Below are 24,832 nucleotides of genomic sequence, written 5' to 3'. Positions count from 1 at the left end.
GGTGACAATCAGAAATCGTAGCGCAAACGCACCAGAGTCATGTCGCCGAGGTTATCGGTGCTGGACGTCAGTACGTGTTCCACGTCCACACGGAAACCGTAATCAAACTGTACCGTCACGCCAAGACCGTTATCGATACGCTGATAGTTGCGGCCGGTTACGTACTCAAGACGGTCACCCATAAAGTACGGCATCACGGATTTCACCGCATATTGGCCTACCGGCACAGTATACCCCGCCAGATATTCAATCCCCCAGGCATCGCCGGCGAAGTAGTCGTTAACGTTGGCTTTTTTGGTGGTCAGGAAGTTGTTGTACCAACCGCCGCCGAAGGTCAGGGTCCAGTTGTCCGGCTTCCAGCTGATCGCCGTACCGACAATATTCTGATCGTAATTTTTCGAGCCGCTGGTGGAAGGATTGCGCATCTCGGCGCGGGTATAGTTCCACGCGGTACCCCAGGTCAGGTCCGGTGTCAGATGGTAGTCCACGCCCAGTGAGCCGCCGCCCTGGCGTTTATAGCGCAGACCGTTGCCCGGCAGGTATTCGCCATCGCTGAACAGGTAAGAGGCATAAACATCCGCATCGCCGAAGCTGTTTTTGTACTTCAGCATCTTGCGTGAACGGTAGGAACCGTCGTAATCGCCGTTGATGCCGTTGCCTGGCGCCTGAGCCAACATGTCATAGTCCCAGATATCGGTTTTGGCACCGACCACGTCATAGTAAATGCTGTTTTGCTGGCCGAAGGTCAGCTGCCCCAAGGTTTTGCTTTTCAGGCCGGTGTAGAGCATACGGCGGCTGGTGTCATTGGCGCCGTCGGCGTAGTGGTTATCCCAGTTGAACAGCGCAGGAATATTGACACCCAGCTCGTAATAGCTGATCCAGCTAATATCGTCGAACAGGTAGTAATCGGCGGCAAAACGGAAGCGGGTGCCGCCGTCGAAACCGTTACGTTTGTAAGAGCCCTTATCGCCATCGCCGGTCATATTGTTGAACTGCGGGCGGATGCTGCCGCCAACGGTAAAGTTAAGACGGCTCAACGGATCGCCGGCCTGCGGGTCCTGCTTCAACAATGTGATCTCAGCCTGGGCAGCGAAAGAAGCACTGCCAACGACCAGTCCCAGAGCAATAGCCTGGGTTAATGTGCGCAATTTGTATGTCATTTTTTATCCCTGTGTATAGATTGCCAACCTCTCCGAAACCCTCTGGCATCAGTGAGTTGCCCAGGCTGTTTTCTGAGCGTTTTCATTGTTTTTTGGCGTGAGTAAAGCGGAACGCATATGTAACACAATGTGCGTCACAATGAGTTACTTTTCTTGCTAATTATTTGGTTTGTTTTTAACCGGCTCGATGCTGGGGAGAGGCAAGGTGAGCGAAAAATGCTCAGCTGGAGGGCGTGGGGGAGGTCAATCTTCGGATGAATTCATCTAACACAAAGCTCTATATTTATCACTTGTCAGAGAATGGCATATACCGTGTAATTTCATCGTAACGAAATATATTTAAATGGATTTTACGCCTTGTTATTTAACACGGGTTATTTACAAGTCAGATGAAATTGATAAGGGTTGTGGAGGTTATTATGAAAGGATGTTTCATACTGTTAATCGGGCTTTTTTCAATACCGTTAATGGCGGCTGAATCGCATGTTTGTCAGTCAAAATCTTATGATTATGCCAGTGTCGGGGAGATGCGGCTGAGTGATGATACCTTGTTTAACTGTCGCGACATTGGGCGCATGACTATTCCGGATCTCGCTAAACGAGGTTGGAAGGTCATTCATGTGGCACAACAAACTGAATATACCGGGGATACTGACAGCGACAGTGAAGTGATTAAAATGTACCAGGAAATATTGGTCTTTAAAGAATAATTTTTTCGGCTTCCCTCGATTTTATTGTATATCACCTGATTATTCGTGGTGAGGGAGGCGTGCATTTATAACTCAGCGGTTTGCGGGAGGCTAGATGAGTGCCAGAAATAATATAGACGGCAAAGCTGGCGCCGCTATGGTGATGATATGCGCCATATGGGGGCTGCAGCAGGTGGCGATCAAGGCAGCCGAGCCGGATATTTCCGCCGTGCTGCAAATTGCCATCCGATCAGGGATTGCCGCTTTGGCGGTCTATCTCTTGGCGCGTTTTAAAGGCGAAAAGTTTTTATTGGATCCCCGCACGCTGTTAGCCGGTTTCGGCGTTGGGTTTTCGTTCGCGCTGGAGTTCTTTTTCGTTTCTGAAGGCTTGCGCTATACCAGCGCCTCGCACATGGCGGTCTTTCTGTACACGGCCCCCCTTTTTTCTGCCATCGGACTGCATTTTTTCATCAGGCACGAGCGTTTGTCGGCTGTACAGTGGGTCGGTATTGCCATCGCTTTCGGCGGTGTGGTGCTTGCGATTTCCGCTATGGGCGAGAGCTCTGGGGGCGTGAATCAGCTGCGTGGCGATATTTATGGCTTATTAGCGGGGTTATCCTGGGGCGGCTCTACAATCCTTATCCGAACAACCGGTTTGGCGAATTGCTCGTCAAAACAGACGCTGCTGTTCCAACTGACGGGCGCCTGCATTGTGCTATCCCTGTTGGCGATGACGATGCAGGACGTACATTTCACGCTGAGTTCCGTGGCCTGGAGCAGTTTGGTATTTCAAACGGTTATCGTCTCATTTATCAGTTATTTAATTTGGTTCTCCCTGCTGCGTCATTACCAGGCTTCTTCGCTGGGTATCCTGACGTTTATGACGCCTATTTTTGGCATTCTGGCCGGTGTGGTGATCTTGGGAGAACCGCTGCAGATCGAGTTCGTCTTGGGTTCAGTGCTGATCGTTTTGGGGCTTATTGTCGTGAGCTGCTCATATTTGTTTTATTTTACCAGAAGGATTGCACCAAAAATATAAACTATGGACGTTGATATTCATACCTATCAGATAAACTGTGAAAGCCAATTCATTATTACCGTACAAGTGTCAAAATATGCCTGGGGTTATCCTTTGATCACCTTAAGCGATAATGGTGATTTCTTTGTAGTGAAAAATACGAAACGGGGGAAATTATCAAACCAAACTCCGGTTGAAATAATAAACTTTGCTAATAACTATGCTGTGGTGTGGGATAACAACCGCAAGCATATTTATTATTCAAAGGCCGGACGATTGTACAGCTGTGCGCTTGAGTTTTCGTATACTCCGAAAAAATGGTGATCATTTCGATCTTTTCGCCTTTGGACCCTCAGACCAGAGGGGTTATTTTCATCATCCATTCTTTGAATGCGATAATCTTAGGCCACTGACGCCCAGAGAGCGTCGACATAAAATAGCTGTGTTCGCAGGGCAAGATCATGTCGGTAAACGGGATAATCAGTTCGCCGCTTTTGATCCAGTCCTGCACCAGATTGAGTCGCCCCATCGCCACGCCAAGATGCTGAGTTGCCGCCAACACCGCCAGGTCAGAGCGGTCGAACTCCATGCTTTTGGCGTCGGTATCCAGGCCCAAATCAAAATGCTGTGACCAGATCTGCCACTCGTCTTCACCGGAGTTGTATCTGTCATGCAATAGAGTGCAGTCTGCCAGGTTCCCAGGCGCATTATAAAGGTTATGCGTTTTGGCGTATTTCTCCGTGCAGATTGGAACCATGGACTCCCGCATAAAGATTTCGTCCAGCTGTTTATCCGAAGGTGGACGGCCAAAATACATGGCTAAATCAACGCCCCGATTGGCCAAATTGATATTTTCCTGCCCGGTGAGAATGTTTAAATGAATGGTCGGATGCAGAGCAATAAAATCGCCGATGCGGGGTATCAGCAAACACTGGACCAGAGAGGGGTGAGAATAAATGGTCAGGCTGCCCGTCAGCTCGCGGTTTTTGATATCCAGGATTTCCTGTGTCAGGGCATCGAAGGAATGATTTAACGCCCATTGCATTCTCTCGCCATCCGGCGTTAGCGTAATTCTGCGGTGGAATCGTTGAAATAAAAGAAACCCCAGCTCTTTTTCCAGCAGGTTAATTCTGTGGCTTACGGCGCTGGGAGTAATAGACAGTTCTTCTGCCGCCAGTGAAAAAGATAAATGACGGGCGACGCATTCAAAAGTATGCAGACGAGAAAATTGATAGCTGGTCAGCGGATTTGCTCGTCGTGAATATTTTTTGTTGGGAAACATGCTATTACTCCATCCGGATCATTTGCCAATATTAACATTTTAACGGAGGGAACTAAAATACGATTTTAAGTTTTTTAATGCTGTAGGTGTGACCGTTTAATTTGTCATTTTTAAGCGTGATGAAAATATTTTTTAGCCTGAGGATACTAATCACTGATTTGCAGTCAGTGATCTTTTCGTGGTGCGGCAGGAATACGTATTTTTGATGTTAGGGCAAGAGGGAGAGTCCGTTGCCCTAAAGTTCTGATTACCACATCAAATCATCAGGGACGACAAAATCGGCGTAAGGATCTTCTTCGTCTTTGGCTTCCTGGCTGAGTTCAGCGCTCAGTACAATATAGCTTGCATCGCGCTGTGCAATTTTATTAGCCACGACCGCAGGGATAATAGCATATTCACCCTCAGGGTTATTATCACTAACCAGCCGTGCAATGGCGAGACGCCCATTAATTAACTGAGATTGAGTCAGTTTATCCACGCGTACATTTTTAATTAAATTGTTGTCTGTGAAGTTATAACTAATGTCACCATTTGAAATGACGATCCTGTTCATTTCAATCAACTGTTTTACCTGGGCTTTATATTCTTTAGATAAAGCGGCCTGCTTTTGCTGTTCACTCAGCTGTTTATCGCGCTCTATTTGCGCCTTTTTGTTGATTTCAACGGCTTCTCTTGCCTCGCGAGCCTGAACGCGTGATTTTTTCGTGGTTCTTTGTACTTTCTCCAGCTTTTTACTGCTTACTAATCCCGCTTTGAGCATCTGCTCTTGTAATGTCAGCTTTGTCATGTTCGTTTCTAAAATCGATCAAATAGTATCTGAGATTATACCTTTAATATTCGACGTTGTGCCAGATTGTGGGCGAGAGGATGCATCATTCTGATAAAACGGGGTTTATTGACCAAATTTGAAGTTCGATAAATCACTCAGGATTGGAGGGGGTGTACGTCGTGGGTTAGTGGGTGCGGCAGAGGCGAGTATATAAATTTATGGTGTCCCCGACTGGAATCGAACCAGTAACTAGCCCTTAGGAGGGGCTTGTTATATCCGTTTAACTACGGGGACGCTGCGGGCCGGCAACCTAGGCTGCCGGGGCAGTATACCTTTTTTTACCCGCAGAATAAGCGCTTAGCGGTGCGTTTGCTCATTCCCTCGCCAATATGCGGTGATTTTCGCGCGCTGCGCTGATCGCGATCACGGTTTTCTCGCCTTGCCGGTTTGTTTTTCCGCCGCCAGCCGCTCTGCCTTGTTTTTGTCGCTCATGTCGTTGCGGATCTGCGCATGGCTGATCAACGCAAAGATAAAGGTGCCACCAATAATGTTGCCGGCCAGCGTTGGAATAGCGAACGGGTAGATAAAATCTTGCCAGGGAATGACGCCACTAAACACCAGATAAAGGATCTCTACCGATCCCACCACGATGTGGGTCAGATCGCAGATCGCCACCAGGTAGGTCATCAGTACAATCACCCAAATCTTGGCGGCCCCGGCGGAAGGGAACATCCACACCATGGTGGCGATGATCCAGCCTGCCAGAATGCCGTTGGCGAACATTTCAGACGGCGAGTTTTTCATCACTTCTTCCGACAGGCTAACGAAGGCGCTGCGGGTGTTCTCGTCGAAAATCGGCATGTGGATAAACGCCAGCGACGCCAGCCCGGTCCCCACCAGGTTCCCCAGCAGCACCACGCCCCACAGGCGAAACAGGAGCAGGAGGTTTCTCGGCGTCGGTTTTTGCATTATCGGCAGTACCGCGGTGACGGTATTTTCGGTAAACAGCTGTTGGCGGGCCATGATCACGATGATAAAGCCAAAGGTGTAGCCGATATTTTCGATAAAGAAGCGGCTGGGATCGTCCGGCAGGCGGGCGTGGAAGATGCCTTTCGCCATCAGTGAGGCCCCCATCGACAGCCCGGCGGCCACCGCTGACCACAGCAGTGCCAGCCAGTCGCGCTCCAGCTCTTTTTCGCCCTCCATGCGGATCAGCTCATGCACCGCCGCTGCACGCGAGGGTAGGTTCTCTTCTTTTACCTCAATTTCGCTCTTGCCCTGTTCATGCTCTTTGCTTTCTACCTGCAGGCTATTTTCCTGCTCTGCATCCGGGCGCTGCTGCTGATTGCTCATTATCCGTTATCTCCATCAAAGACTGTCAGGGTCATGATTAAGCGTAGTTGGCTCAGGGAAGCTGTGAAAGCGATGTGGCAAATTGCAGAAAAAAGTAACAAGAGTTTAACGTTGCCGGGTTTTTCTACGCATTTTTGATCTGGGGCGCAATATTACCCCTATTGGAGTAGTTGAGGGGCCCGCTGCGGGCTACGTGCTGCAGATGGCTTATGCTATGATCGCTATCCCAAAGAAAAATATGAGTTCTCCCGATGCTGGAAGCTAAAAATCTGAGTTGCGTCCGTGATGAACGCACCCTGTTTAGCGCGTTAAGCTTTACGGTAAAACCGGGCGATATTATTCAGGTGGAAGGGCCGAACGGCGCGGGAAAAACCAGCCTGCTGCGCATTCTGGCGGGCCTGGCAAGACCGGAAAGCGGAGAAGTCTGCTGGCACGGGCAAAATACGTTGCGTCATCGCGAACGTTATTATCAGGATTTGTTATTCCTCGGCCATCAGCCGGGGATTAAAACCATGTTGACGCCCTTTGAGAACCTGCAGTTTTACCAGGCGGTGCGCGGTGCGCCCGATCGTCAGGCCATTTGGCAAGCGCTGGAGCAGGTCGGTCTGGTGGGTTATGAGGATTTACCGGTGGCGCAGCTTTCCGCCGGTCAACAGCGGCGTGTGGCGTTGGCGCGGTTGTGGCTCAGCAGTAGCCCGCTGTGGATCCTTGATGAGCCGCTGACGGCGATAGACAAGCAGGGTGTGGCTGAATTAATAAGCCTTTTTGAGCAACATGCTCAGCAGGGCGGCATGGTATTGTTGACTACGCATCAGGATTTGGCCGGCGCAACGCAGGCGGTAGGGAAAATAAGCCTGACGGAAAACCGCGTGGAGACTCTTTAATGTTTTTGACTGTATTGCGCCGTGAGCTGAAGATTGCCTTTCGCAAAGGGTCGGAAATCGTTAATCCGTTGTGGTTCTTCCTGATCGTTATCACGCTGTTTCCGTTAGGAATTGGGCCAGAACCGCAACTGCTGGCGCGTATATCGCCGGGGATTATCTGGGTCTCGGCGCTGCTGGCGGCCCTGCTGTCGCTGGAGCGTTTGTTTCGCGATGATTTCCTCGACGGCTCGCTGGAACAACTGTTGTTATTGCCAACGCCGCTGCCGATGACGGTGTTAGGCAAAGTGTGTGCTCACTGGGTAGTAACAGGCTTACCCCTGTTGATCCTGTCGCCGCTGGTGGCGCTGCTGCTGTCGTTGGACACTCACACCTGGCTGGCGGTGGCGTTTACGCTGTTGCTGGGTACGCCGACGCTGAGCCTGATTGGCGCTATCGGCGTGGCGCTGACCGTCGGGTTGCGCAAGGGGGGCGTGCTGCTGAGCCTGCTGGTGCTGCCGCTGTATATCCCGGTGCTGATATTTTCTACCGCCGCTATCGACGCCGCCTCTATGGGCATGCCGATAGACGGTTACCTGGCGATACTGGGCGCGATGCTGGCGGGAAGCATAACGCTGGCGCCTTTCGCCACCGCAGCGGCGCTGCGAGTGAGCGTACACTAGCTAACTTATTGAAACGCGGGTTAACGCCATCAAGAGCGTGTTCCACCGCACAAGCAATTTTCGTCGCCCCGGTAAACGGGGCGGCCACCGTATAAATTTACCGTGAGCAATGACGACAATGTGGAAATGGTTACATCAGTTTGCCCAGCCTGAACGGCTGTATCACGTCTGTGGCCGCTTTATCCCCTGGCTGGGACTGGCCGGAGCGGCTTGCCTGTTGCTGGGTTGGGTCTGGGGATTCGGTTTCGCACCCAAGGATTACCAGCAGGGCGATAGCTTCCGCATCATGTATATCCATGTGCCGGCGGCGATGTGGTCGATGGGGATCTATGGCTCAATGGCGGTAGCGGCGTTTATCGGCCTGGTGTGGCAGATGAAAATGTCCGATACCGTGGTGGCGGCGATGGCACCGGTCGGCGCGGTGTTTACCTTTATTGCGCTGGTCACCGGCTCCGCCTGGGGCAAGCCGATGTGGGGCACCTGGTGGGTGTGGGACGCCCGCCTGACGTCTGAACTGGTGTTGCTGTTTCTTTATATTGGCATCATTGCGCTGTACAACGCCTTTGAAGACCGCCGCCTGGCGGGCCGCGCCGCCGGCATTCTGGTACTGGTCGGGGTGGTGAACATCCCGATCATTCACTTCTCGGTCGAATGGTGGAACACGCTGCATCAGGGTTCCACCAATATGCAACAGAGCATCGCGCCAAGCATGCGCACCCCGCTGCGATGGGCAATCCTCGGTTACCTGCTGTTTTTCATCACTCTCACCTTGCTGCGCTTGCGCAATCTGATTTTGTCTCAGGAACGCCAGCGCCCTTGGGTGGCAGGGCTGGTTAACAAGGAGCGTCAACCATGAATGCAGCCTTTACTTCCTGGCAGGCGTTTTTCGCCATGGGCGGCTATGCCTTCTACGTTTGGTTGGCGGTAGCCGTAACCCTGCTCTCGTTGCTGGGGCTGGTGGCCCACACTTTCTGGCAGCGCCGGCAATTGCTGGATGAGATTGGACGCCGTCAGGCACGCGAACGACGTATTCGTCATTCGCAGCAGTCGAAACAAAAAACCGCTAACCCGCGGGAGAAATCATTGTGAATCCTCGTCGTAAAAGTCGCCTGTATTTGGCGATCGTAGTGCTGATCGGCGTTGCGCTGACCGCGACCCTGATGCTGTATGCGCTGCGCTCCAACATCGATCTGTTTTATACCCCAAGCGAAATTCTGCAGGGCAAGGGCGAAAATCATGAGAAGCCGGAGGTGGGCCAACGTCTGCGCATCGGTGGCATGGTGATGCCGGGTTCGGTAAAGCGCGATCAGAAAACGCTGCAGGTCAGTTTCAAAGTTTATGATGCACGCGGTGCAATCGACGTCACTTACACCGGCATTCTGCCGGATCTGTTCCGTGAGGGGCAGGGCGTGGTGGCACAGGGCGTGCTGGGCGAAGGCAACGTGGTGAATGCGCGTGAAGTGCTGGCGAAACACGATGAAAAATACACGCCGCCGGAAGTGGCCGACGCGATGAAAGAAAACCATAAGGGGCCAGCTTCGGCCTACGCCACCCCGCAGAACGAGGGCGCTAAATCATGATGCCGGAAACGGGAAGTTTTCTGCTATGCCTGGCGCTGGCGATTTCGCTGCTGCTGAGCATTTACCCGCAGTGGGGCGCGGCGCGTCAGGACCGTCGCATGATGTCGGTGGCGCGCCCACTGACCTACGGCATGTTTGCCGCTATCGCCCTGGCGTTCATCTGTCTGGTGCACGCCTTTGTCGTTAATGACTTTACCGTGGCCTATGTGGCCGCCAACTCCAACACCCAACTGCCGGTGTATTACCGCATTGCCGCCACCTGGGGCGCCCATGAGGGATCGCTGCTGCTGTGGGTGCTGTTGCTGAGCTGCTGGTCGCTGGCGGTGGCGCTGTGCAGCCGTTCGATGCCGCAAGATGCCGTGGCGCGCGTATTGTCGGTGATGGGCATGATCACGGCAGGTTTCCTGCTGTTTATCATCATGACCTCCAACCCCTTCACCCGTACGCTGCCGAACTTCCCGATCGACGGTAGCGACCTTAACCCGCTGCTGCAGGATATCGGCCTGATTTTCCATCCGCCGCTGCTGTACATGGGGTATGTCGGTTTCTCGGTGGCCTTTGCTTTCGCCATCGCTTCACTGATGGCCGGTCGCCTGGATACGGCCTGGGCACGCTGGTCGCGCCCTTGGACCACGGCCGCCTGGGTGTTCCTCACCATGGGCATCGTGCTGGGCTCCGCCTGGGCCTATTATGAACTGGGCTGGGGCGGCTGGTGGTTCTGGGATCCGGTCGAGAACGCTTCATTTATGCCGTGGCTGGCCGGTACCGCGCTGATGCACTCGTTGGCGGTGACCGAGAAACGCGGCACTTTCAAAGCCTGGACGGTATTGCTGGCGATTACCGCCTTCTCATTGTGCCTGCTGGGCACCTTCCTGGTACGCTCTGGGGTGCTGGTTTCTGTGCACTCCTTTGCTTCCGACCCGGCACGCGGCATGTTTATCCTCGCTTATCTGGTGATCGTGATAGGCGGTTCTCTGCTGCTGTATGCGGTCAAGGGCGGGCAAGTGCGCAGCCGGGTGCAGCACGAAACCTTCTCGCGTGAAACCTTCTTGCTGGGCAATAACGTACTGCTGATCGCCGCCATGCTGGTGGTGCTGTTGGGGACGCTGCTGCCGCTGGTGCATAAGCAGTTGGGCCTGGGCAGCATTTCTATCGGCGAACCGTTCTTCAACACCATGTTCACCTGGCTGATGGCACCGATGGCGTTGCTGATGGGGATTGGCCCGTTGGTGCGCTGGCGCCGCGACGAGCCGACCAAGCTGTGGCGTCGCCTGAGCGTGGCGCTGGTGATTACGCTGGTGCTGTCGATCCTGCTGCCGTGGCTGTTGCAAGACAGCATCGCCGGCATGACGGTGGTGGGGCTGATCATGGCTGTTTGGGTGATAATCCTGACGCTGATGGAACTGCACGAACGTGCAACGCATCGCCACGGTTTCTGGCGTGGGCTGAGCCATCTTTCCCGCAGCCACTGGGGGATGGTGCTGGGCCACCTTGGCGTGGCGGTAACGGTAATCGGCATTGCCTTCAGCCAAAACTACAGTGTGGAACGTGATGTCCGCATGAAAGCCGGCGACAGCGTGGATATCCATAACTATCACTTTGTGTTCCGTGACGTGCACGATATTCGTGGGCCGAACTACAGCGGCGGCGTCGGCATTATCGATGTCACGCGCAACGGCAAGCCGGAAGCGACGTTGCACGCGGAAAAACGCTATTACAGCGTGGCGCGCAGCATGATGACCGAAGCGGCGATTGACGGCGGCTTCAGCCGCGACCTGTACGCCGCGCTGGGCGAAGAGCTGGACGACGGCTCTTGGGCAGTGCGGTTGTACTACAAACCTTTCGTACGCTGGATCTGGTTCGGCGGGGTGTTTATGGCGCTGGGCGGTATCCTGTGCATACTCGATCCGCGCTATCGGATGAGCAAAAAACTCAAGCGTGAAGGCAAGCTGGAGGAGCAGGCATGAACCGTAAGCTGCTGTTTATCCCATTAATCCTGTTCCTGCTGCTGGTGGCGGCGTTTATGGTGCAGCTGACGCGCAACGCCGGTGGCGAAGACCCGACCATGCTGGAATCGGCGTTGATCGGCAAGCCGGTGCCGGCTTTCAAGCTGGAATCCCTCGACCAGCCTGGCAAGACTTACGACCAGGCGGTGCTGCGCAATGGCAAACCCATGCTGCTGAACGTCTGGGCGACCTGGTGCCCAACGTGCCGTGCCGAACATCAATACCTCAATACGCTGGCCGCGCGCGGCATTCGCGTGGTGGGGCTGAACTATAAAGACGATCGCGGCAAAGCGGTGACCTGGCTGAACTCGCTGGGCAACCCGTACGCGCTCAGCCTGTACGACGGCGACGGCATGCTGGGGCTGGATTTGGGCGTGTACGGCGCACCGGAAACCTTCCTGATCGACGGGCAGGGCATTATCCGCTACCGCCACGCCGGAGACATGAACGAGCGCGTTTGGCAGCAGGAAGTGCTGCCGCTGTACAAAAAATATGGGGGTGAGGCATGAGGCTGCTGACCCTGATATTTGCCGCGTTACTGAGTTGGAGCGCCGCGGCGGCTATCGACACTTATCGGTTCAATTCGGTCGAGCAGGAACAGCAATACCGGGAGCTGACCGAACAGCTGCGTTGCCCGAAATGCCAGAACAACAGCATCGCCGACTCTAACGCCATCATTGCGGCCGATATGCGTACCAAGGTGTACGAGTTGATGATGCAGGGGCAGAACAAGCAGCAGATTATCGACTATATGGTGGCGCGCTACGGTAATTTCGTCACCTACGAACCGCCGGTGACCCCGGCGACGCTGATCCTGTGGGTAGGCCCGTTGCTGTTTGTGTTGATCGGCGGTGCGGTAGTGATACTGCGCACCCGCCACCGTCGTACCGGTGCCGTTAACGCTAACGATGAATTCTCCGAGCAGGAGCAACAGCGTCTGGCGGCGCTGCTGAAAGAGACTGACAGGAAGAAACCCTAATGGCTTTTTGGCTGATTATTATTGTCCTGCTGGTGGGCGCTGCGGCGTTGCTGGTGGTACCGGCGATGCGCCACAGCGGTAAAAGCACCGCGGCGAGCCGCGATACGCTGAACAAGGCGTTTTATCAGGATCGTCTGCATGAGCTGGAGCAGGACGAACAGCAGGGCGTGGTTGCTGAGCGCCCTGAACTGGTGAAAGAGCTGCAGCAAAACCTGCTCAATGACATCCCCGGCCAGCAGGATACGCAGGAGAAACCCATTAACCGCTGGGCATTGGTGCCTGGGGTTGCCTTGCTAGTGGTGGTCACCCTTGGCTTTTATCTGAAAACCGGTGGGTTGGCGCAGGTATTGGACTGGCAACAGGTCGAGGCGCAAATGCCGGATCTGCGCGCGCGCGTCGCTAATGAACGCGCCCAACCGTTGAGCATGGAAGAGATTGCTCGCCTCGGGCTGGGGCTGCGTACCGCGTTGCAACAGGACGATCGCAATATCAACGACTGGATGATGCTGGGTCGCGTGGGGATGGCGCTGAATAACGCCACTACCGCCACCCAGGCATTTGCTCATGCTTATCAACTTGATCCGAATAGTCTGGAAGTCCGTCTCGGCTATGCAGAAGTCTTGACGAGATCCAACGATCCGGAGGATAACAAGCAGGCCACTCAGATGCTGCGCAAGATGATCGCCGAAGATCACACCAATATGCGCGTGCTGAGCCTGCTGGCGTTCAACGCCTTCGAACAGGGGGATTTCAAGCAGGCGATTGGCGCCTGGCAGGTTATGCTGAAGCTGTTGCCAGCCAATGATCAACGCGCCGAAGTGATAAAGCGCAGCATTGAACAAGCAAAAACACAGGCGGGCGAAGAAACTGTTAAACTTGGCATTAACGTGACGTTATCGCCACAGGCGACGAACGCTTTGCCGCAGAAGGGGACGCTGGTAATTTCAGTGACCGATGGCACCAATCCAGTGCCGGTTGCGGTAAAACAACTGCCCTTAAGCCGTTTCCCGCTGTCATTTTCTCTGGATGACAGCAACGCCATGATGCCTGAACGCCTGCTTTCGGCTCAGCATCAGGTCAAGGTGCGGGTGCGAATTTCTCAGGATGGTCTGGCCACGCCACAGGCGGGTGATTGGTTCGGCGAGAGTGCGCTGCAGAATTTCAGCGGTAAAGAGCAGATTGACGTTCAGATAAACAAACAGGTCCCTTAAATAAAAAGACCGAACGTGTTTTTATGGAGAAAAATATGAACTTTCGCCTGACTGGGCTGGCTTTCACAACGGTGTTATTGGTGGGCTGTGCCAGCGCGCCACAAGATGAACCACAAGGGCGATCCGATCCTCTGGAAGGATTTAACCGGACGATGTTCAACTTCAACTATAACGTCCTGGATCCGTATGTACTTCGCCCGGTGGCCGTGGCCTGGCGCAACTACCTGCCCATGCCGGCGCGTAATGGGATAAGCAACTTTACGTCTAACCTGGAAGAGCCGGCCAGCATGGTCAACTCATTCCTGAAAGGCGACCCCTATAAGGGGATGATCCACTTTAACCGTTTCTTCCTCAACACCCTTCTGGGGATGGGCGGTCTGATCGACGTGGCCGGGATGGCTAACCCGAAACTGGCTCGCGAAGAGCCTAACCGTTTCGGCAGCACCCTGGGGCATTATGGCGTCGGCTACGGTCCTTATGTGATGTTGCCGGGCTACGGCAGTTTCACCCTGCGTGAAGAGGGCGGTGACTGGGCGGATACGGTCTATCCGGTGCTGAGCTACCTGACCTTCTGGATGTCGGCGGGCAAATGGGTGGTTGAAGGGATTGAAACCCGTGCCGAGCTGTTGGATTCCGACGGCCTGCTGCGCAACTCTTCCGATCCGTACCTGATGGTGCGCGAAGCCTACTTCCAGCGTAACGACTTCCTGGCGAACGGCGGCTCGCTGAAACCTGAGATCAACCCGAACGCTCAGGCGATCCAGGGCGATCTGGACGAGATCGACTCGCAGTAATCTCGCTTGGCGAAGAGAAAGAACCCGCTTTGATGGCGGGTTTTTTTATGCTTTGAGATCGGCGGGCAAAAAAAAAGCGCCCTAAGAAGGGCGCTCCTGACTTCGTCATCGAAAAGATTAGAAGCGGTAGTTGAAGTTGGCGCCGTACAGCCAGGCCTTGCCCACGGATTCGAAGGTATATGGACCTTCTTTGATGGTGACTTTCTGGCCGTGCATGTAGGAAACACCGACGTCAACAGAGGCGTCTTTGTTGAATGCGTAGCTGGTACCTGCGCTCAACCAGAAGCGGTCCTGATCCGGGATAGAGATAGAACGGTTCTGGGCCGGCACCGGGCTGTCATCGAAGGCGATACCGGTACGGAAGGTCCAGTTATCGTCGTAGAAGTAGGTAGTACCCAGTGCGATGCGGTAAGCGTCTTTAAAGCCTTCGTGCTTCTCAAACAGCGTTTGACCGTTGTTGCCGGTAGCTTTCAGCTCCTGGAACTGGCTCCAGCTGGTGTAAGCCAGGCTGTAGTGGATAGCCCACTGCGGTGCAACCTTGTTGTAACCCGAGATTTCCCACATTTCCGGCAGGTTCAGATCCAGAGAGCCTGGGATGGTGCTGCCGTTGGTGCCATAAGGCAAGCCGGCAGGAACGAGCAGTGGGTTATAAGCCGACGGTAGGCTGCTTTTGTAGTCGCCGTCAAATTTGACTTTCACTTCGGAACGGTAAGTGAAGCCGTAACGGTTATTTTCGTCCACTTCGTACAGAATACCGGCGTTCCAGCCAAAGCCCCATTCGTCACCTTTCAGGTGCGAAATCTGGGTATCTGCCGGGATGCCGCCGATTTGCTGTGCCTGCTGCGGCGTAAGCTTTCCACTCTGCATACCCTGTGCTGCGAGCAGCTTCGGCAATTCACCGGCATAACGCTCAAGCTTGGCTTTGGCATAAACCGCGTCAAAGCCCAGGCCGAAGCTGAATTGTTGGTTCAGACGGTAGGCACCGCTCAGGTTCAGGTTGACGGTGGTCAGGTCAGTTTTACCGCCGTAAGCCCCTGCGGTATAACCGTCGTTGAATTCTGTCGCCAGGCCGTAGTTGCTGGTGACCGAGCCGCCTACGGCAAACTGATCGTTAATCGGTTGAACATAATGCAGGTTTGGCACCCAGGCGGTAGGGGCGATGTTCTTGGAGTCGAGGCTGGCACCGGAAGGTGACTTGCCGGAGATATCTACATCCGGATCGATAAACACCGCACCTAGGGAGAGTTCCGGGCGGGTATACATCATCAGCAGGGCCGGGTTGCGGCTGGCGGAAGCTGCAGTATCCGCCATGGCGCCCTCGCCAGAATACGAACGTCCTAAACCAGCTGATGAAAACTCATTCAGCTGGAATCCTGCGGCAGACACGTTTGAAGAAATAATTGCCACTGCAGCTGCGAGAGCTGATTTAGTAAATAGGTTTTTCTGGCTCATGACCAAAACCTCATTATGTGTTTATTATTTAAACTATGTTACTTAAAGTAACAAGGAGCGCGGGATTGTAGGGTCCGTTATCATTCAGACAAATCAGACCAGTGGCTGAATTATAGGTCCGACCTGTGAAAATGTTGCAACAATGTTTTTGAGATATTTCCAAATTGATATCAAAAAGGAGATCTGCATAACAAAAAACCAGCAATGCATAACAATATTCCTACCATTCCTTAGCAGACGTCGATTTTCATTTGTGATTTCCATCACTTAAAACACCTATAAAAAGTAAGTGCTAGTGATCGGTTTCATCGCAGAGTAAAATAAACGCAGAATCTTGTGTCTTTGCGCCAGTAGCTAAATGGCAATTTGGACTCGCGTAACGGCGGTCCCTGAGGAGAATGAATCATGTCCAATCCAATTAATAAATGTAGTGCCCAGGAAACTGCCGCCTGTTGCTGTGTTGATGTCGGTACCGTGATGGACAATACCGATTGCACCGCCTCCTACAGCCAGGTGTTTGCCAATCAGCAGGATGCAGAAAAAATGTTGGCCACGCTGACCGAAAAAGCCCGCGGTGTGGAATCCGACCCTTGCGACATCAGCAGTAGCATTAAACCGGTTGACGGTGGCGTGGAACTGGTGGCTGATTTCACCTTCGCCTGCCAGGCAGAAACCCTGATTTTCCAGCTCGGCCTGCGTTAATCACGGCTTTAAAACGGTGCGGGGTCATCCCGCGCCGCTCGCTTCCACCTCAATCCCCCTCTAGAAAGTTGCTCCTGCTCTCAGTTTTCACTTCTGCCGGTTTGCCAAATGTAAACATTTGGTTAACAATGACCCCATCAGGTCAGACCTCTTCTTGACCGTTGCGCTGGCGTTATTTTCTTCAGGAGCGTTTATGAGTAAGGCACTGCCGTTGGTGACCCGTCACGGTGACCGTATTGCGATTGTAAATGGACTGCGGACCCCCTTTGCCAAACAGGCGACCGCTTATCACGGCATTCCGGCGGTGGATCTGGGGAAAACGGCGGTAAGTGAACTGTTAGCCCGCAGCGGTATCGATCCGGCGCTGATTGAACAACTGGTGTTCGGCCAGGTGGTGCAAATGCCTGAGGCGCCGAATATTGCGCGTGAAATCGTGCTCGGTACCGGCATGAGCGTGCATACCGATGCTTATAGCGTGTCGCGTGCCTGCGCTACCAGCTTCCAGGCGATTGCCAACGTGGCGGAAAGCATCATGGCAGGCAGCATCAGTATCGGCATCGCCGGTGGCGCTGACTCTTCTTCCGTTCTGCCTATCGGCGTCAGTAAAGCGCTGGCGCGCACGCTGGTGGACGTTAACAAAGCCCGTACCCTGTCGCAGCGTCTCAAGCTGTTTAGCCGACTGAAGTTCCGTGACCTGATGCCGGTGCCGCCGGCAGTGGCGGAATATTCCACAGGGCTGCGCATGGGCGATACCGCAGAGCAAATGGCGAAAAGCCACGGCATCACCCGGGAAGAGCAGGATGCGCTGGCGCACCGCTCTCACCAACTGGCTGCCAAAGCCTGGGAGCAGGGGCTGCTGCGCGACGAGGTGATGACGGCCTATGTGCCGCCATACCGTACGCAAATCACCGAAGACAACAACGTTCGCAAAGATTCCAGCCTGGCGTCCTACGCAAAGCTGAAACCGGCATTCGATCGCAAGCACGGTAGCGTTACCGCAGCCAACAGTACGCCGTTGACCGACGGCGCGGCAGCGGTGCTGATGATGAGTGAGTCGCGAGCGAAAGAGTTGGGGTTGCAACCGCTGGGTTATCTGCGCAGCTTTGCCTTCTCCGCCATCGATGTGTGGGAAGATATGCTGCTCGGGCCGTCTTACGCTACGCCGCTGGCGCTGGATCGCGCCGGCATCGGCCTGGCCGACCTGACCCTCATCGACATGCATGAAGCCTTTGCTGCTCAGACCCTGGCGAACCTGAAAATGTTTGCCAGCGACGAATTTGCTCAGAAAAAGCTGGGCCGCAGCCGGGCGATTGGCGAAGTGGACATGGAAAAATTCAACGTATTGGGTGGCTCAATTGCTTATGGCCACCCATTTGCCGCTACCGGCGCGCGCATGATCACCCAAACGTTGCACGAGCTGAAGCGTCGTGGCGGCGGACTGGGGCTGACGACCGCCTGCGCAGCCGGAGGGTTAGGGGCCGCAATGATCGTAGAGGTGGAATAATGAGCTTTGAAAACGCATTGCATGAACAGCGGGCCAAACCCTCGGCCTTTCAACTGACCCTTCGTCCGGACAACATTGGTGTGATCACCATCGATGTTCCGGGGGAGAAGGTAAACACCCTGAAGGCCGAGTTTGTCGAGCAGGTCAACGACGTACTGATCCGCGCGCAGCAGCATCCGGCACTGGAAGGGCTGGTGATTATCTCCGGCAAGCCGGATTCGTTTATTGCCGGGGCGGATATCAGCATGATTGCCGCCTGTACCACTGCCAAAGAGGCCGAAGCGCTGGCGAAAAAAGGCCAAAGTACGCTGGCACAGATTGCCGCATTCCAGGTCCCTGTGGTGGCGGCTATTCACGGCGCTTGCTTAGGCGGTGGGCTGGAGCTGGCGCTGGCGTGCCACAGTCGCGTTTGTTCTCTGGATGACAAAACCGCACTCGGCCTGCCGGAAGTGCAGCTAGGTTTGCTGCCGGGTTCCGGTGGCACCCAGCGTTTGCCGCGGTTGATTGGTGCCAGCAAGGCGTTGGACATGATCCTGACCGGCAAACACATTCGGGCGCGTCAGGCGTTGCGCATGGGGTTGGTGGACGATGCCGTGCCCCAGTCAATTTTATTGCAGGCTGCCGTCGAACGGGTCAAGCAAGGCTGGCAGAGCCGGCGCGAATTGCCGTGGCAGGAGCGTTTGCTCAACGGCCCGCTAGGTAAAAGCCTGCTGTTCAGCATTGTGCGCAAGAAAACGCTGGAGAAAACGCACGGCAATTATCCTGCCGCAGAACGCATTATTCAGGTGGTGCGCACCGGTCTGGATCACGGCAGCGCCAGCGGTTATGAAGCCGAGGCGCGGGCGTTTGGCGAATTGGCCATGACCCCGCAGTCCGCCGCGTTGCGCAGCCTGTTCTTTGCCTCTACCTCCTTGAAAAAAGAACGCGGTGGCAATGCACAACCTCATGAACTGCACCGAATCGGCATTCTGGGTGGCGGCCTGATGGGCGGCGGTATCGCCTGTGTGACCGCCACGCGGGGTGGTTTGCCGGTGCGGATTAAAGACGTTAACGAAACGGGCATTAACCACGCGTTAAAATACAGTTGGGACGTGCTCGGCAAGCGGGTACGCAGTAAACGCATGCGCCCGGCGGAACGGCAAAAACAGATGATGCTGATCTCCGGTTCGACCGATTACACCGGTTTTGAACGGGTGGACGTGGTGATTGAGGCGGTGTTCGAAGACCTGGCGCTGAAGCAGCAGATGGTGGCCGAGATAGAACAGCACGCGGCGCCGCACACCATCTTTGCCTCCAATACCTCATCGCTGCCGATTGGCCAGATTGCCGCCAAGGCGCAGCGCCCTGAGCAGGTGATCGGCCTGCATTATTTCAGCCCGGTGGATAAAATGCCGTTGGTTGAGGTGATCCCACACGCTACCACCAACGAAGAAACCATTGCCACCACCGTGGCGCTGGCGCACAAGCAGGGCAAAACGGCGATCGTGGTGGCCGACCGCGCCGGTTTCTACGTTAACCGTATTCTGGCTCCTTATATAAATGAAGCGACTCGTTGCCTGCTGGAAGGTGAGCCGATCGAAGCGTTGGACAAGGCGCTGGTGGATTTCGGTTTCCCGGTTGGGCCGATAACCCTGCTGGATGAAGTGGGCATCGACGTCGGTACCAAGATTATCCCGGTGCTGGTAGAGCAGTTAGGGCCGCGCTTTGCCGCTCCAGCCGCCTTCGAGGCGGTGTTGAAAGACGGACGCAAAGGGCGCAAAAACGGCCGTGGTTTTTATCTCTACCCCAGTGAAGGCCAGCAGCGTCAGCGGAGCAAGCGCGCCGATACCTCGGTCTATCTTTTGCTGGGCATCACGCCGAAGTCGCATTTACAACCGGCCGTCATCGCTCAGCGTTGCGTAATGATGATGCTCAATGAAGCTGCACGTTGTCTGGATGAAGGCGTGATCCGCAGCGCGCGCGACGGCGATATCGGCGCGGTGTTCGGTATTGGTTTTCCTCCATTCCTCGGCGGGCCTTTCCGCTATATGGATCAGTTGGGGGCCGATAAGGTGGTTAAAACGCTGGAGTACTTGCAGCGGCAGCACGGTGAATATTTTGCGCCTTGCGAACGCCTGCAGCGCATGGCTCAGCAGGGTGAACGCTTCTATCCGCAGGGGACCTGAGCGGCGCGGCGACGTGATTTGTACTAGAGTAGGATCAAGGTTGCATGTGATCACTATCACTCCTTGCAATACCGGTATTCCCTGACCCTATACAGGGAGATAGGGACGAGGTAACGTAGCCTGATGGCGGTGAAAGGCTGGCCGCCATCAATAAAATTCATGATGAGAAGGTTAAAATTTAACCTGTTGAATTGGTTGTTATGTGAGCGCTGAATTCCCGTTACGGCGCCATTGATGTAAAAAACAGCATTTTCTTTACGTGAACTTTCAGGCAAAATGCCCGGCCGCCATAAAGAGACGGCGCGTTATCGTTTCAAAGCGTTTGCTTTGGGGTTGTAAAACTCGGCGATACAGCACGCTCGGCGTTTCTGTATAGCGTTATTTTGTCAACAACAGCGGTGCAATATGCAAGTTTTGATTATGCGTCACGGAGAGGCGGCACTTGATGCGGCCAGCGATTCGGTAAGACCTCTTACTGTTTGTGGCCGTGATGAGTCACGTCAGATGGCGGCCTGGTTAAATACCAAGTCTGTGGATATTGAACGCGTGCTGGTCAGCCCGTACCTGCGGGCAGAGCAGACGCTGGCTACGGTTCGCGAAGCCTTGACCTTGCCGGCAAGCGAAGAAGTGCTGCCTGAGCTGACGCCGGGCGGGGATGCCAGCCTGGTCGGCAGCTATCTGCAGGCGCTGGCGCAGCAGGGGGTTCACGCGGTGCTGATCGTCTCCCACTTACCGCTGGTGGGTTACCTGGTGGCGGAACTCTGTCCGGGCGAATGCCCGCCGATGTTCGCGACCTCGGCGATTGCCAATGTCGATTTGGCCGCCGACGGCAGCTACGGTAAATTTGAGTGGCAGGTGAGTCCATCGCAGGTGATGGCTAAAGTATAAGGCACCCCAGGGCGGGGCCAAAACGAAAGGGCGATGTCAAACATCGCCCTTTGTCATTTCTGCCGTTCACTCAGCCAGTTCGACCAGCAGTAAAATCGCCGCGCTGCCGCCCCATTCTTTGGGCGCCTGGTGAAACACCAGCACGTCAGGGTGCTGCGCCAACCATAGCGGCGTCTGCTGTTTGAGGATGTGCTTGCCGTGGCCGTGCATTACGCAGGCGCAGTGCACGTGTTCGCGCTTGCAGGCGGCGATCAGCGCCCCCAGCTCTTGCTTGGCCTGCATCTGGGTCAGGCCATGAAGATCGAGAAACAGCTCCGGTGAATAATCGCCACGGCGCAGCTTTTTCAGTTCAAAGGCACTGTAACCGGGGCGCACATAGCGCGTCGGGCCTTCCTCTTCCAACTGTGGCTGGTATTCATCCGAGAAATAATAACTGGCGTCTACCTGTTCCTGCAGCAGGCGCTGTGGAGCAATTTTCTTGGTGACAGGCTTGGGTTTACGGTGGACGATGGTGTCCTGACGCAGCTTTTTTGCGTCTACTACCGACTCTCTGAAGAGCTGCAATTCATCTTTGCTCAGAGGGTGCTTGTTCTTCATTTGGAATTCACCGGAAATCATTTATCGCGATAGTTTACCTTGTCGCGGGTCTCTGTCGACGCAAAATTCACGCCAGAATGAAAAGCGCAAGGGGTTAGCGTGATTTGTCGCGGGCTTCATGGCAAACTATGCGGCTAAATCATGAATCACAGTGCCTGCCGGAGGGCAAATTGGACAAAATTTTCGTCGAGGAAGCAGTGAACGAACTGCACACCATTCAAGATATGCTGCGCTGGACGGTCAGCCGTTTTAACGCCGCTGATATCTACTATGGTCACGGAACCGATAATCCGTGGGACGAAGCGGTGCAATTGGTGCTGCCAAGCCTGTTCCTGCCGCTGGACATTCCAGAGGACATGCACACCGCCCGTTTGACCTCCAGCGAGCGCCACCGCATCGTTGAGCGCGTGATCCGCCGCGTCAACGAACGTGTCCCGGTAGCCTATCTGACCAACAAAGCCTGGTTCTGCGATCTGGAATTCTACGTTGATGAGCGTGTGCTGGTTCCGCGTTCCCCGATTGGCGAACTGATCAACGATCGCTTCAGCGCCCTGATCCCGCACCCGCCGCGTCATATTCTCGACATGTGTACCGGCAGCGGTTGTATCGCCATTGCCTGCAGCTACGCTTTCCCGGAAGCGGAAGTTGACGCGGTCGATATCTCCAGCGACGTGCTGGCGGTGACCGAGCGCAATATTCAGGCGCTCGGCGTTGAACAACAGGTGATCCCGATCCGTTCCGATCTGTTCCGCGATGTTCCCGCGATCCAGTACGATCTGATCGTCACCAATCCGCCGTACGTGGATGCGGAAGACATGTCCGATCTGCCGCAGGAATTCCGCTTTGAGCCAGAGTTGGGCCTGGCGGCCGGCAGCGATGGCCTGAAGCTGGTGCGCCGTATTCTGGCCTGCGCGCCGGACTACCTGAGCGACGACGGCGTGCTGATTTGTGAAGTGGGTAACAGCATGGTACATCTGATGGAACAGTATCCGGATATTCCGTTCACCTGGCTGGAGTTTGAAAACGGCGGTGACGGCGTGTTCATGCTGACCAAGCAGCAACTGGTGGATTGCAAAGAGCACTTCAGCCTCTACCGCAGCTAAGCATTCTTCGGGCCTGCTTTGGCGGGCCCCACAAAGATAATAATTAAGGGTAAGGAGCCGCGATGGCAGGAAACAGTATTGGGCAGATTTTCCGCGTCACCACATTTGGTGAATCTCACGGTGTGGCGCTGGGATGTATCGTAGACGGCGTACCGCCGGGTATCCCGCTTACCGAAGCCGATCTGCAGCACGACCTGGACCGTCGCCGTCCAGGCACCTCTCGCTATACCACTCAACGTCGCGAACCGGATCAGGTACGTATTCTTTCCGGCGTGTTTGAAGGTGTGACCACCGGCACCAGCATTGGGCTGATGATAGAAAACACTGACCAGCGTTCACAAGATTACGGCGCTATCAAAGACGTGTTCCGTCCGGGGCATGCGGATTACACCTACGAGCAAAAATACGGCGTGCGCGATTATCGCGGCGGGGGTCGTTCTTCGGCTCGTGAAACCGCCATGCGCGTTGCGGCAGGGGCTATTGCCAAGAAATATCTGCTGCAGAAATATGGCGTACAGGTGCGCGGCTATCTGGCGCAGATCGGCGACGTGGTCTGTGAGCTGAAAGATTGGGAGCAGGTTGAACAGAACCCGTTCTTCTGCCCGGATCCCGATAAGCTGGAAGCCCTGGATGAACTGATGCGTGCGCTGAAGAAAGAGGGCGACTCCATTGGCGCCAAGGTCAGCGTGATTGCCGAAAACGTGCCGGTCGGCCTCGGTGAGCCGGTATTTGACCGCCTCGATGCGGATCTGGCGCATGCGTTGATGAGCATCAATGCGGTAAAAGGCGTGGAAATCGGCGACGGTTTCGCGGTGGTCAACAAGCGCGGCAGCGAAAACCGTGATGAGATCACTCCGGAAGGCTTCCAGAGCAACCATGCAGGCGGCATTCTCGGTGGCATCAGCAGCGGTCAGCCGGTCATTGCTCACCTGGCGCTGAAACCTACCTCCAGCATTATGGTGCCGGGCAGAACCATTAACCGTCAGGGCGAAGCGGTGGAGATGGTCACCCGTGGCCGTCACGATCCTTGCGTAGGCATTCGTGCGGTGCCGATTGCCGAAGCGATGATGGCGATTGTGCTGATGGATCACCTGCTGCGCCAGCGTGCGCAAAACGGTGATGTGGTCTCTAACGTTCCACGCTGGTAACTCCCATGAAAAACTGGATGTTGGGCATCCTTGCCCTGATGGCTTCGGGCTCCGCCCTGGCGCTGACGCCGTGGCAGAAGATCGACCACCCGGTGGCCGGCGCGCCGCAGGCAGTGGGCGGTTTTGCCAATGGCTGCATTATCGGCGCTCAGCCGTTACCGCTGAACTCACCGGATTATCAGGTGATGCGACCCGATCAACGCCGCTACTTCGGCCACCCGGATCTGCTGGCGTTTATCCAGCGGCTGAGCAGCAAAGCCAGCCAAAGAAATTTGGGCACGGTGCTGATCGGCGATATGGCGATGCCGGCCGGTGGGCGCTTTAGCAGCGGCCATGCCAGCCATCAGTCCGGGCTTGATGTCGACATCTGGTTACAGTTGCCGCGCCAGCGTTGGAGTGCGCAGCAGCTGCTGAAGCCGCAACCGATCGATCTGGTTTCCAGCGACGGCAAGCAGGTGGTTGCTCGTCAGTGGCAGCCGCAGATTGAATCGCTGATCAAAGCGGCGGCACAGGATCAGGAAGTGACGCGCATCTTCGTTAACCCGGCGATCAAGCAGCGTCTGTGTCTGGATGCCGGTGCCGATCGCGACTGGCTGCACAAGGTGCGCCCGTGGTTTGGTCATCGTGCCCACATGCACGTGCGTCTGCGCTGCCCGGCAGGCAGCCTGGAATGTAAAGAACAGGATACGCCGCCGCCGGGCGACGGTTGCGGTGCCGAGCTGGCAAGCTGGTTCGTGCCGCATCAGCCGAGCGCCAAACCGGGTAAACCGGTGCCGCCGCCGTTACCGCCGACCTGTCAGGCTTTGCTGGATAACCATTTCGCTGCGGAATAATATACCCAAAGTAATTGGAGTTGCATCAAGGCGGTAAGGGAAGGAATCCCGATGAG

General features: G+C 55.1%; 26 protein-coding genes and 1 tRNA gene. 20 read left to right on the top strand and 7 right to left on the bottom strand.

What is annotated here, in order from left to right; translation table 11 throughout:
- Window positions 1-8 precede the first annotated feature (8 nt).
- The gene (locus NR114_RS17355) at window positions 9-1,160 is read right to left on the bottom strand and encodes a porin (protein WP_116690036.1); all 1,152 of its coding nucleotides are present in this window, start codon (window positions 1,158-1,160) and stop codon (window positions 9-11) included.
- Between the two features lie 419 nt (window positions 1,161-1,579).
- On the opposite strand from NR114_RS17355, the gene NR114_RS17350 reads away from it, so the two are divergent.
- The 3 genes from NR114_RS17350 (at window position 1,580) to NR114_RS17340 (ending at window position 3,191) form a co-directional block, all read left to right on the top strand.
- A complete protein-coding gene (locus NR114_RS17350; RefSeq protein WP_130016444.1) occupies window positions 1,580-1,870 on the top strand; it encodes a hypothetical protein in 291 nt (96 codons plus the stop codon).
- 94 nt (window positions 1,871-1,964) lie between these two features.
- Window positions 1,965-2,888 (top strand): DMT family transporter, encoded by a 924-nt coding sequence (locus NR114_RS17345; RefSeq protein WP_234529617.1) that lies wholly within the window; start codon window positions 1,965-1,967, stop codon window positions 2,886-2,888.
- Window positions 2,889-2,891: 3 nt separating this feature from the next.
- Window positions 2,892-3,191: a hypothetical protein gene (locus tag NR114_RS17340; protein WP_048762969.1), complete on the top strand. Its 300-nt coding sequence runs from the start codon at window positions 2,892-2,894 to the stop codon at window positions 3,189-3,191.
- Window positions 3,192-3,219: 28 nt separating this feature from the next.
- Here NR114_RS17340 and dsdC read toward each other — a convergent pair whose 3' ends face one another.
- From dsdC to NR114_RS17320, 4 genes are all read right to left on the bottom strand, one after another.
- Window positions 3,220-4,149 carry a DNA-binding transcriptional regulator DsdC gene (gene dsdC, locus NR114_RS17335; RefSeq protein WP_020827933.1) on the bottom strand — a complete coding sequence of 310 codons (930 nt, stop codon included), beginning with the start codon at window positions 4,147-4,149 and terminating at the stop codon, window positions 3,220-3,222.
- Window positions 4,150-4,396: 247 nt separating this feature from the next.
- Window positions 4,397-4,936, bottom strand: a complete 540-nt coding sequence (locus tag NR114_RS17330) for a DUF2058 domain-containing protein (protein ID WP_020827932.1) — start codon at window positions 4,934-4,936, stop codon at window positions 4,397-4,399.
- Between the two features lie 201 nt (window positions 4,937-5,137).
- A tRNA-Arg gene (locus NR114_RS17325) sits at window positions 5,138-5,212 on the bottom strand.
- A 129-nt stretch (window positions 5,213-5,341) separates the two neighbouring features.
- Complete coding sequence (locus tag NR114_RS17320) at window positions 5,342-6,271, bottom strand: formate/nitrite transporter family protein (RefSeq protein ID WP_234529618.1); 930 nt, start codon at window positions 6,269-6,271, stop codon at window positions 5,342-5,344.
- A gap of 251 nt (window positions 6,272-6,522) precedes the next feature.
- Between NR114_RS17320 and ccmA the strand changes: the two genes are divergently transcribed.
- The 10 genes from ccmA (at window position 6,523) to mlaA (ending at window position 14,384) form a co-directional block, all read left to right on the top strand.
- Complete coding sequence (ccmA, locus tag NR114_RS17315; RefSeq protein WP_020827926.1) at window positions 6,523-7,155, top strand: cytochrome c biogenesis heme-transporting ATPase CcmA; 633 nt, start codon at window positions 6,523-6,525, stop codon at window positions 7,153-7,155.
- Entirely contained in the window at window positions 7,155-7,814 is a 660-nt protein-coding gene (gene ccmB, locus NR114_RS17310; protein WP_234529619.1) for a heme exporter protein CcmB, read from the top strand. The genes ccmA and ccmB overlap by 1 nt, the downstream gene beginning before the upstream one ends.
- 118 nt (window positions 7,815-7,932) lie before the next feature.
- Window positions 7,933-8,670, top strand: coding sequence for a heme ABC transporter permease (locus tag NR114_RS17305; protein WP_020827924.1), 738 nt, complete (start codon window positions 7,933-7,935; stop codon window positions 8,668-8,670).
- The gene (gene ccmD, locus NR114_RS17300; protein WP_020827923.1) at window positions 8,667-8,903 is read left to right on the top strand and encodes a heme exporter protein CcmD; all 237 of its coding nucleotides are present in this window, start codon (window positions 8,667-8,669) and stop codon (window positions 8,901-8,903) included. Before NR114_RS17305 ends, ccmD begins: the two co-directional genes overlap by 4 nt.
- A complete protein-coding gene (gene ccmE / locus NR114_RS17295; protein WP_012146100.1) occupies window positions 8,900-9,394 on the top strand; it encodes a cytochrome c maturation protein CcmE in 495 nt (164 codons plus the stop codon). Before ccmD ends, ccmE begins: the two co-directional genes overlap by 4 nt.
- The gene (locus tag NR114_RS17290) at window positions 9,391-11,361 is read left to right on the top strand and encodes a heme lyase CcmF/NrfE family subunit (protein ID WP_256813458.1); all 1,971 of its coding nucleotides are present in this window, start codon (window positions 9,391-9,393) and stop codon (window positions 11,359-11,361) included. Before ccmE ends, NR114_RS17290 begins: the two co-directional genes overlap by 4 nt.
- Window positions 11,358-11,909 (top strand): DsbE family thiol:disulfide interchange protein, encoded by a 552-nt coding sequence (locus NR114_RS17285; RefSeq protein ID WP_020827921.1) that lies wholly within the window; start codon window positions 11,358-11,360, stop codon window positions 11,907-11,909. The genes NR114_RS17290 and NR114_RS17285 overlap by 4 nt, the downstream gene beginning before the upstream one ends.
- The gene (locus NR114_RS17280; protein WP_020827920.1) at window positions 11,906-12,379 is read left to right on the top strand and encodes a cytochrome c-type biogenesis protein; all 474 of its coding nucleotides are present in this window, start codon (window positions 11,906-11,908) and stop codon (window positions 12,377-12,379) included. Before NR114_RS17285 ends, NR114_RS17280 begins: the two co-directional genes overlap by 4 nt.
- The gene (gene ccmI, locus NR114_RS17275) at window positions 12,379-13,590 is read left to right on the top strand and encodes a c-type cytochrome biogenesis protein CcmI (protein WP_234530618.1); all 1,212 of its coding nucleotides are present in this window, start codon (window positions 12,379-12,381) and stop codon (window positions 13,588-13,590) included. The genes NR114_RS17280 and ccmI overlap by 1 nt, the downstream gene beginning before the upstream one ends.
- A 35-nt stretch (window positions 13,591-13,625) precedes the next feature.
- Complete coding sequence (gene mlaA / locus NR114_RS17270; RefSeq protein WP_020827918.1) at window positions 13,626-14,384, top strand: phospholipid-binding lipoprotein MlaA; 759 nt, start codon at window positions 13,626-13,628, stop codon at window positions 14,382-14,384.
- Window positions 14,385-14,501: 117 nt separating this feature from the next.
- On the opposite strand, the gene fadL is transcribed toward mlaA, so the two are convergent.
- On the bottom strand, window positions 14,502-15,836 hold the full coding sequence (gene fadL / locus NR114_RS17265) for a long-chain fatty acid transporter FadL (protein WP_046373020.1): 1,335 nt from the start codon (window positions 15,834-15,836) through the stop codon (window positions 14,502-14,504).
- A gap of 405 nt (window positions 15,837-16,241) precedes the next feature.
- Between fadL and NR114_RS17260 the strand changes: the two genes are divergently transcribed.
- The 4 genes from NR114_RS17260 to sixA all read left to right on the top strand — a co-directional run bounded on the left by NR114_RS17260 (window position 16,242) and on the right by sixA (window position 21,095).
- Window positions 16,242-16,538 (top strand): YfcZ/YiiS family protein, encoded by a 297-nt coding sequence (locus tag NR114_RS17260; protein WP_020827916.1) that lies wholly within the window; start codon window positions 16,242-16,244, stop codon window positions 16,536-16,538.
- Between the two features lie 193 nt (window positions 16,539-16,731).
- The gene (gene fadI, locus NR114_RS17255) at window positions 16,732-18,042 is read left to right on the top strand and encodes an acetyl-CoA C-acyltransferase FadI (RefSeq protein ID WP_044552712.1); all 1,311 of its coding nucleotides are present in this window, start codon (window positions 16,732-16,734) and stop codon (window positions 18,040-18,042) included.
- Window positions 18,042-20,207: a fatty acid oxidation complex subunit alpha FadJ gene (fadJ, locus tag NR114_RS17250; RefSeq protein WP_256813459.1), complete on the top strand. Its 2,166-nt coding sequence runs from the start codon at window positions 18,042-18,044 to the stop codon at window positions 20,205-20,207. Before fadI ends, fadJ begins: the two co-directional genes overlap by 1 nt.
- Window positions 20,208-20,612: 405 nt before the next feature.
- Window positions 20,613-21,095, top strand: coding sequence for a phosphohistidine phosphatase SixA (gene sixA, locus NR114_RS17245; protein WP_041414795.1), 483 nt, complete (start codon window positions 20,613-20,615; stop codon window positions 21,093-21,095).
- Between the two features lie 66 nt (window positions 21,096-21,161).
- On the opposite strand, the gene smrB is transcribed toward sixA, so the two are convergent.
- Window positions 21,162-21,692 (bottom strand): endonuclease SmrB, encoded by a 531-nt coding sequence (gene smrB / locus NR114_RS17240; protein WP_041415545.1) that lies wholly within the window; start codon window positions 21,690-21,692, stop codon window positions 21,162-21,164.
- A 170-nt stretch (window positions 21,693-21,862) separates the two neighbouring features.
- On the opposite strand from smrB, the gene prmB reads away from it, so the two are divergent.
- The 3 genes from prmB to mepA all read left to right on the top strand — a co-directional run bounded on the left by prmB (window position 21,863) and on the right by mepA (window position 24,776).
- On the top strand, window positions 21,863-22,795 hold the full coding sequence (gene prmB / locus NR114_RS17235) for a 50S ribosomal protein L3 N(5)-glutamine methyltransferase (protein ID WP_041415542.1): 933 nt from the start codon (window positions 21,863-21,865) through the stop codon (window positions 22,793-22,795).
- A gap of 62 nt (window positions 22,796-22,857) precedes the next feature.
- Entirely contained in the window at window positions 22,858-23,943 is a 1,086-nt protein-coding gene (gene aroC, locus NR114_RS17230; protein WP_020827910.1) for a chorismate synthase, read from the top strand.
- Between the two features lie 5 nt (window positions 23,944-23,948).
- Complete coding sequence (mepA, locus tag NR114_RS17225; protein WP_044552709.1) at window positions 23,949-24,776, top strand: penicillin-insensitive murein endopeptidase; 828 nt, start codon at window positions 23,949-23,951, stop codon at window positions 24,774-24,776.
- Window positions 24,777-24,832: the final 56 nt, after the last annotated feature.

This window comes from Serratia sp. Ser99 (genome assembly GCF_024519545.1).
GTDB lineage: Bacteria > Pseudomonadota > Gammaproteobacteria > Enterobacterales > Enterobacteriaceae > Serratia > Serratia liquefaciens.
This window is presented reverse-complemented; position numbering and strand designations above follow the sequence as displayed.

Coding starts and splice junctions, on each gene's coding strand:
- NR114_RS17355 (WP_116690036.1), bottom strand. CDS start 1,160: ATGACATACAAATTGCGCACATTAACCCAGGCTATTGCTCTGGGACTG.
- NR114_RS17350 (WP_130016444.1), top strand. CDS start 1,580: ATGAAAGGATGTTTCATACTGTTAATCGGGCTTTTTTCAATACCGTTA.
- NR114_RS17345 (WP_234529617.1), top strand. CDS start 1,965: ATGAGTGCCAGAAATAATATAGACGGCAAAGCTGGCGCCGCTATGGTG.
- NR114_RS17340 (WP_048762969.1), top strand. CDS start 2,892: ATGGACGTTGATATTCATACCTATCAGATAAACTGTGAAAGCCAATTC.
- dsdC (WP_020827933.1), bottom strand. CDS start 4,149: ATGTTTCCCAACAAAAAATATTCACGACGAGCAAATCCGCTGACCAGC.
- NR114_RS17330 (WP_020827932.1), bottom strand. CDS start 4,936: ATGACAAAGCTGACATTACAAGAGCAGATGCTCAAAGCGGGATTAGTA.
- NR114_RS17320 (WP_234529618.1), bottom strand. CDS start 6,271: ATGAGCAATCAGCAGCAGCGCCCGGATGCAGAGCAGGAAAATAGCCTG.
- ccmA (WP_020827926.1), top strand. CDS start 6,523: ATGCTGGAAGCTAAAAATCTGAGTTGCGTCCGTGATGAACGCACCCTG.
- ccmB (WP_234529619.1), top strand. CDS start 7,155: ATGTTTTTGACTGTATTGCGCCGTGAGCTGAAGATTGCCTTTCGCAAA.
- NR114_RS17305 (WP_020827924.1), top strand. CDS start 7,933: ATGTGGAAATGGTTACATCAGTTTGCCCAGCCTGAACGGCTGTATCAC.
- ccmD (WP_020827923.1), top strand. CDS start 8,667: ATGAATGCAGCCTTTACTTCCTGGCAGGCGTTTTTCGCCATGGGCGGC.
- NR114_RS17290 (WP_256813458.1), top strand. CDS start 9,391: ATGATGCCGGAAACGGGAAGTTTTCTGCTATGCCTGGCGCTGGCGATT.
- NR114_RS17285 (WP_020827921.1), top strand. CDS start 11,358: ATGAACCGTAAGCTGCTGTTTATCCCATTAATCCTGTTCCTGCTGCTG.
- NR114_RS17280 (WP_020827920.1), top strand. CDS start 11,906: ATGAGGCTGCTGACCCTGATATTTGCCGCGTTACTGAGTTGGAGCGCC.
- ccmI (WP_234530618.1), top strand. CDS start 12,379: ATGGCTTTTTGGCTGATTATTATTGTCCTGCTGGTGGGCGCTGCGGCG.
- mlaA (WP_020827918.1), top strand. CDS start 13,626: ATGAACTTTCGCCTGACTGGGCTGGCTTTCACAACGGTGTTATTGGTG.
- fadL (WP_046373020.1), bottom strand. CDS start 15,836: ATGAGCCAGAAAAACCTATTTACTAAATCAGCTCTCGCAGCTGCAGTG.
- NR114_RS17260 (WP_020827916.1), top strand. CDS start 16,242: ATGTCCAATCCAATTAATAAATGTAGTGCCCAGGAAACTGCCGCCTGT.
- fadI (WP_044552712.1), top strand. CDS start 16,732: ATGAGTAAGGCACTGCCGTTGGTGACCCGTCACGGTGACCGTATTGCG.
- fadJ (WP_256813459.1), top strand. CDS start 18,042: ATGAGCTTTGAAAACGCATTGCATGAACAGCGGGCCAAACCCTCGGCC.
- sixA (WP_041414795.1), top strand. CDS start 20,613: ATGCAAGTTTTGATTATGCGTCACGGAGAGGCGGCACTTGATGCGGCC.
- smrB (WP_041415545.1), bottom strand. CDS start 21,692: ATGAAGAACAAGCACCCTCTGAGCAAAGATGAATTGCAGCTCTTCAGA.
- aroC (WP_020827910.1), top strand. CDS start 22,858: ATGGCAGGAAACAGTATTGGGCAGATTTTCCGCGTCACCACATTTGGT.
- mepA (WP_044552709.1), top strand. CDS start 23,949: ATGAAAAACTGGATGTTGGGCATCCTTGCCCTGATGGCTTCGGGCTCC.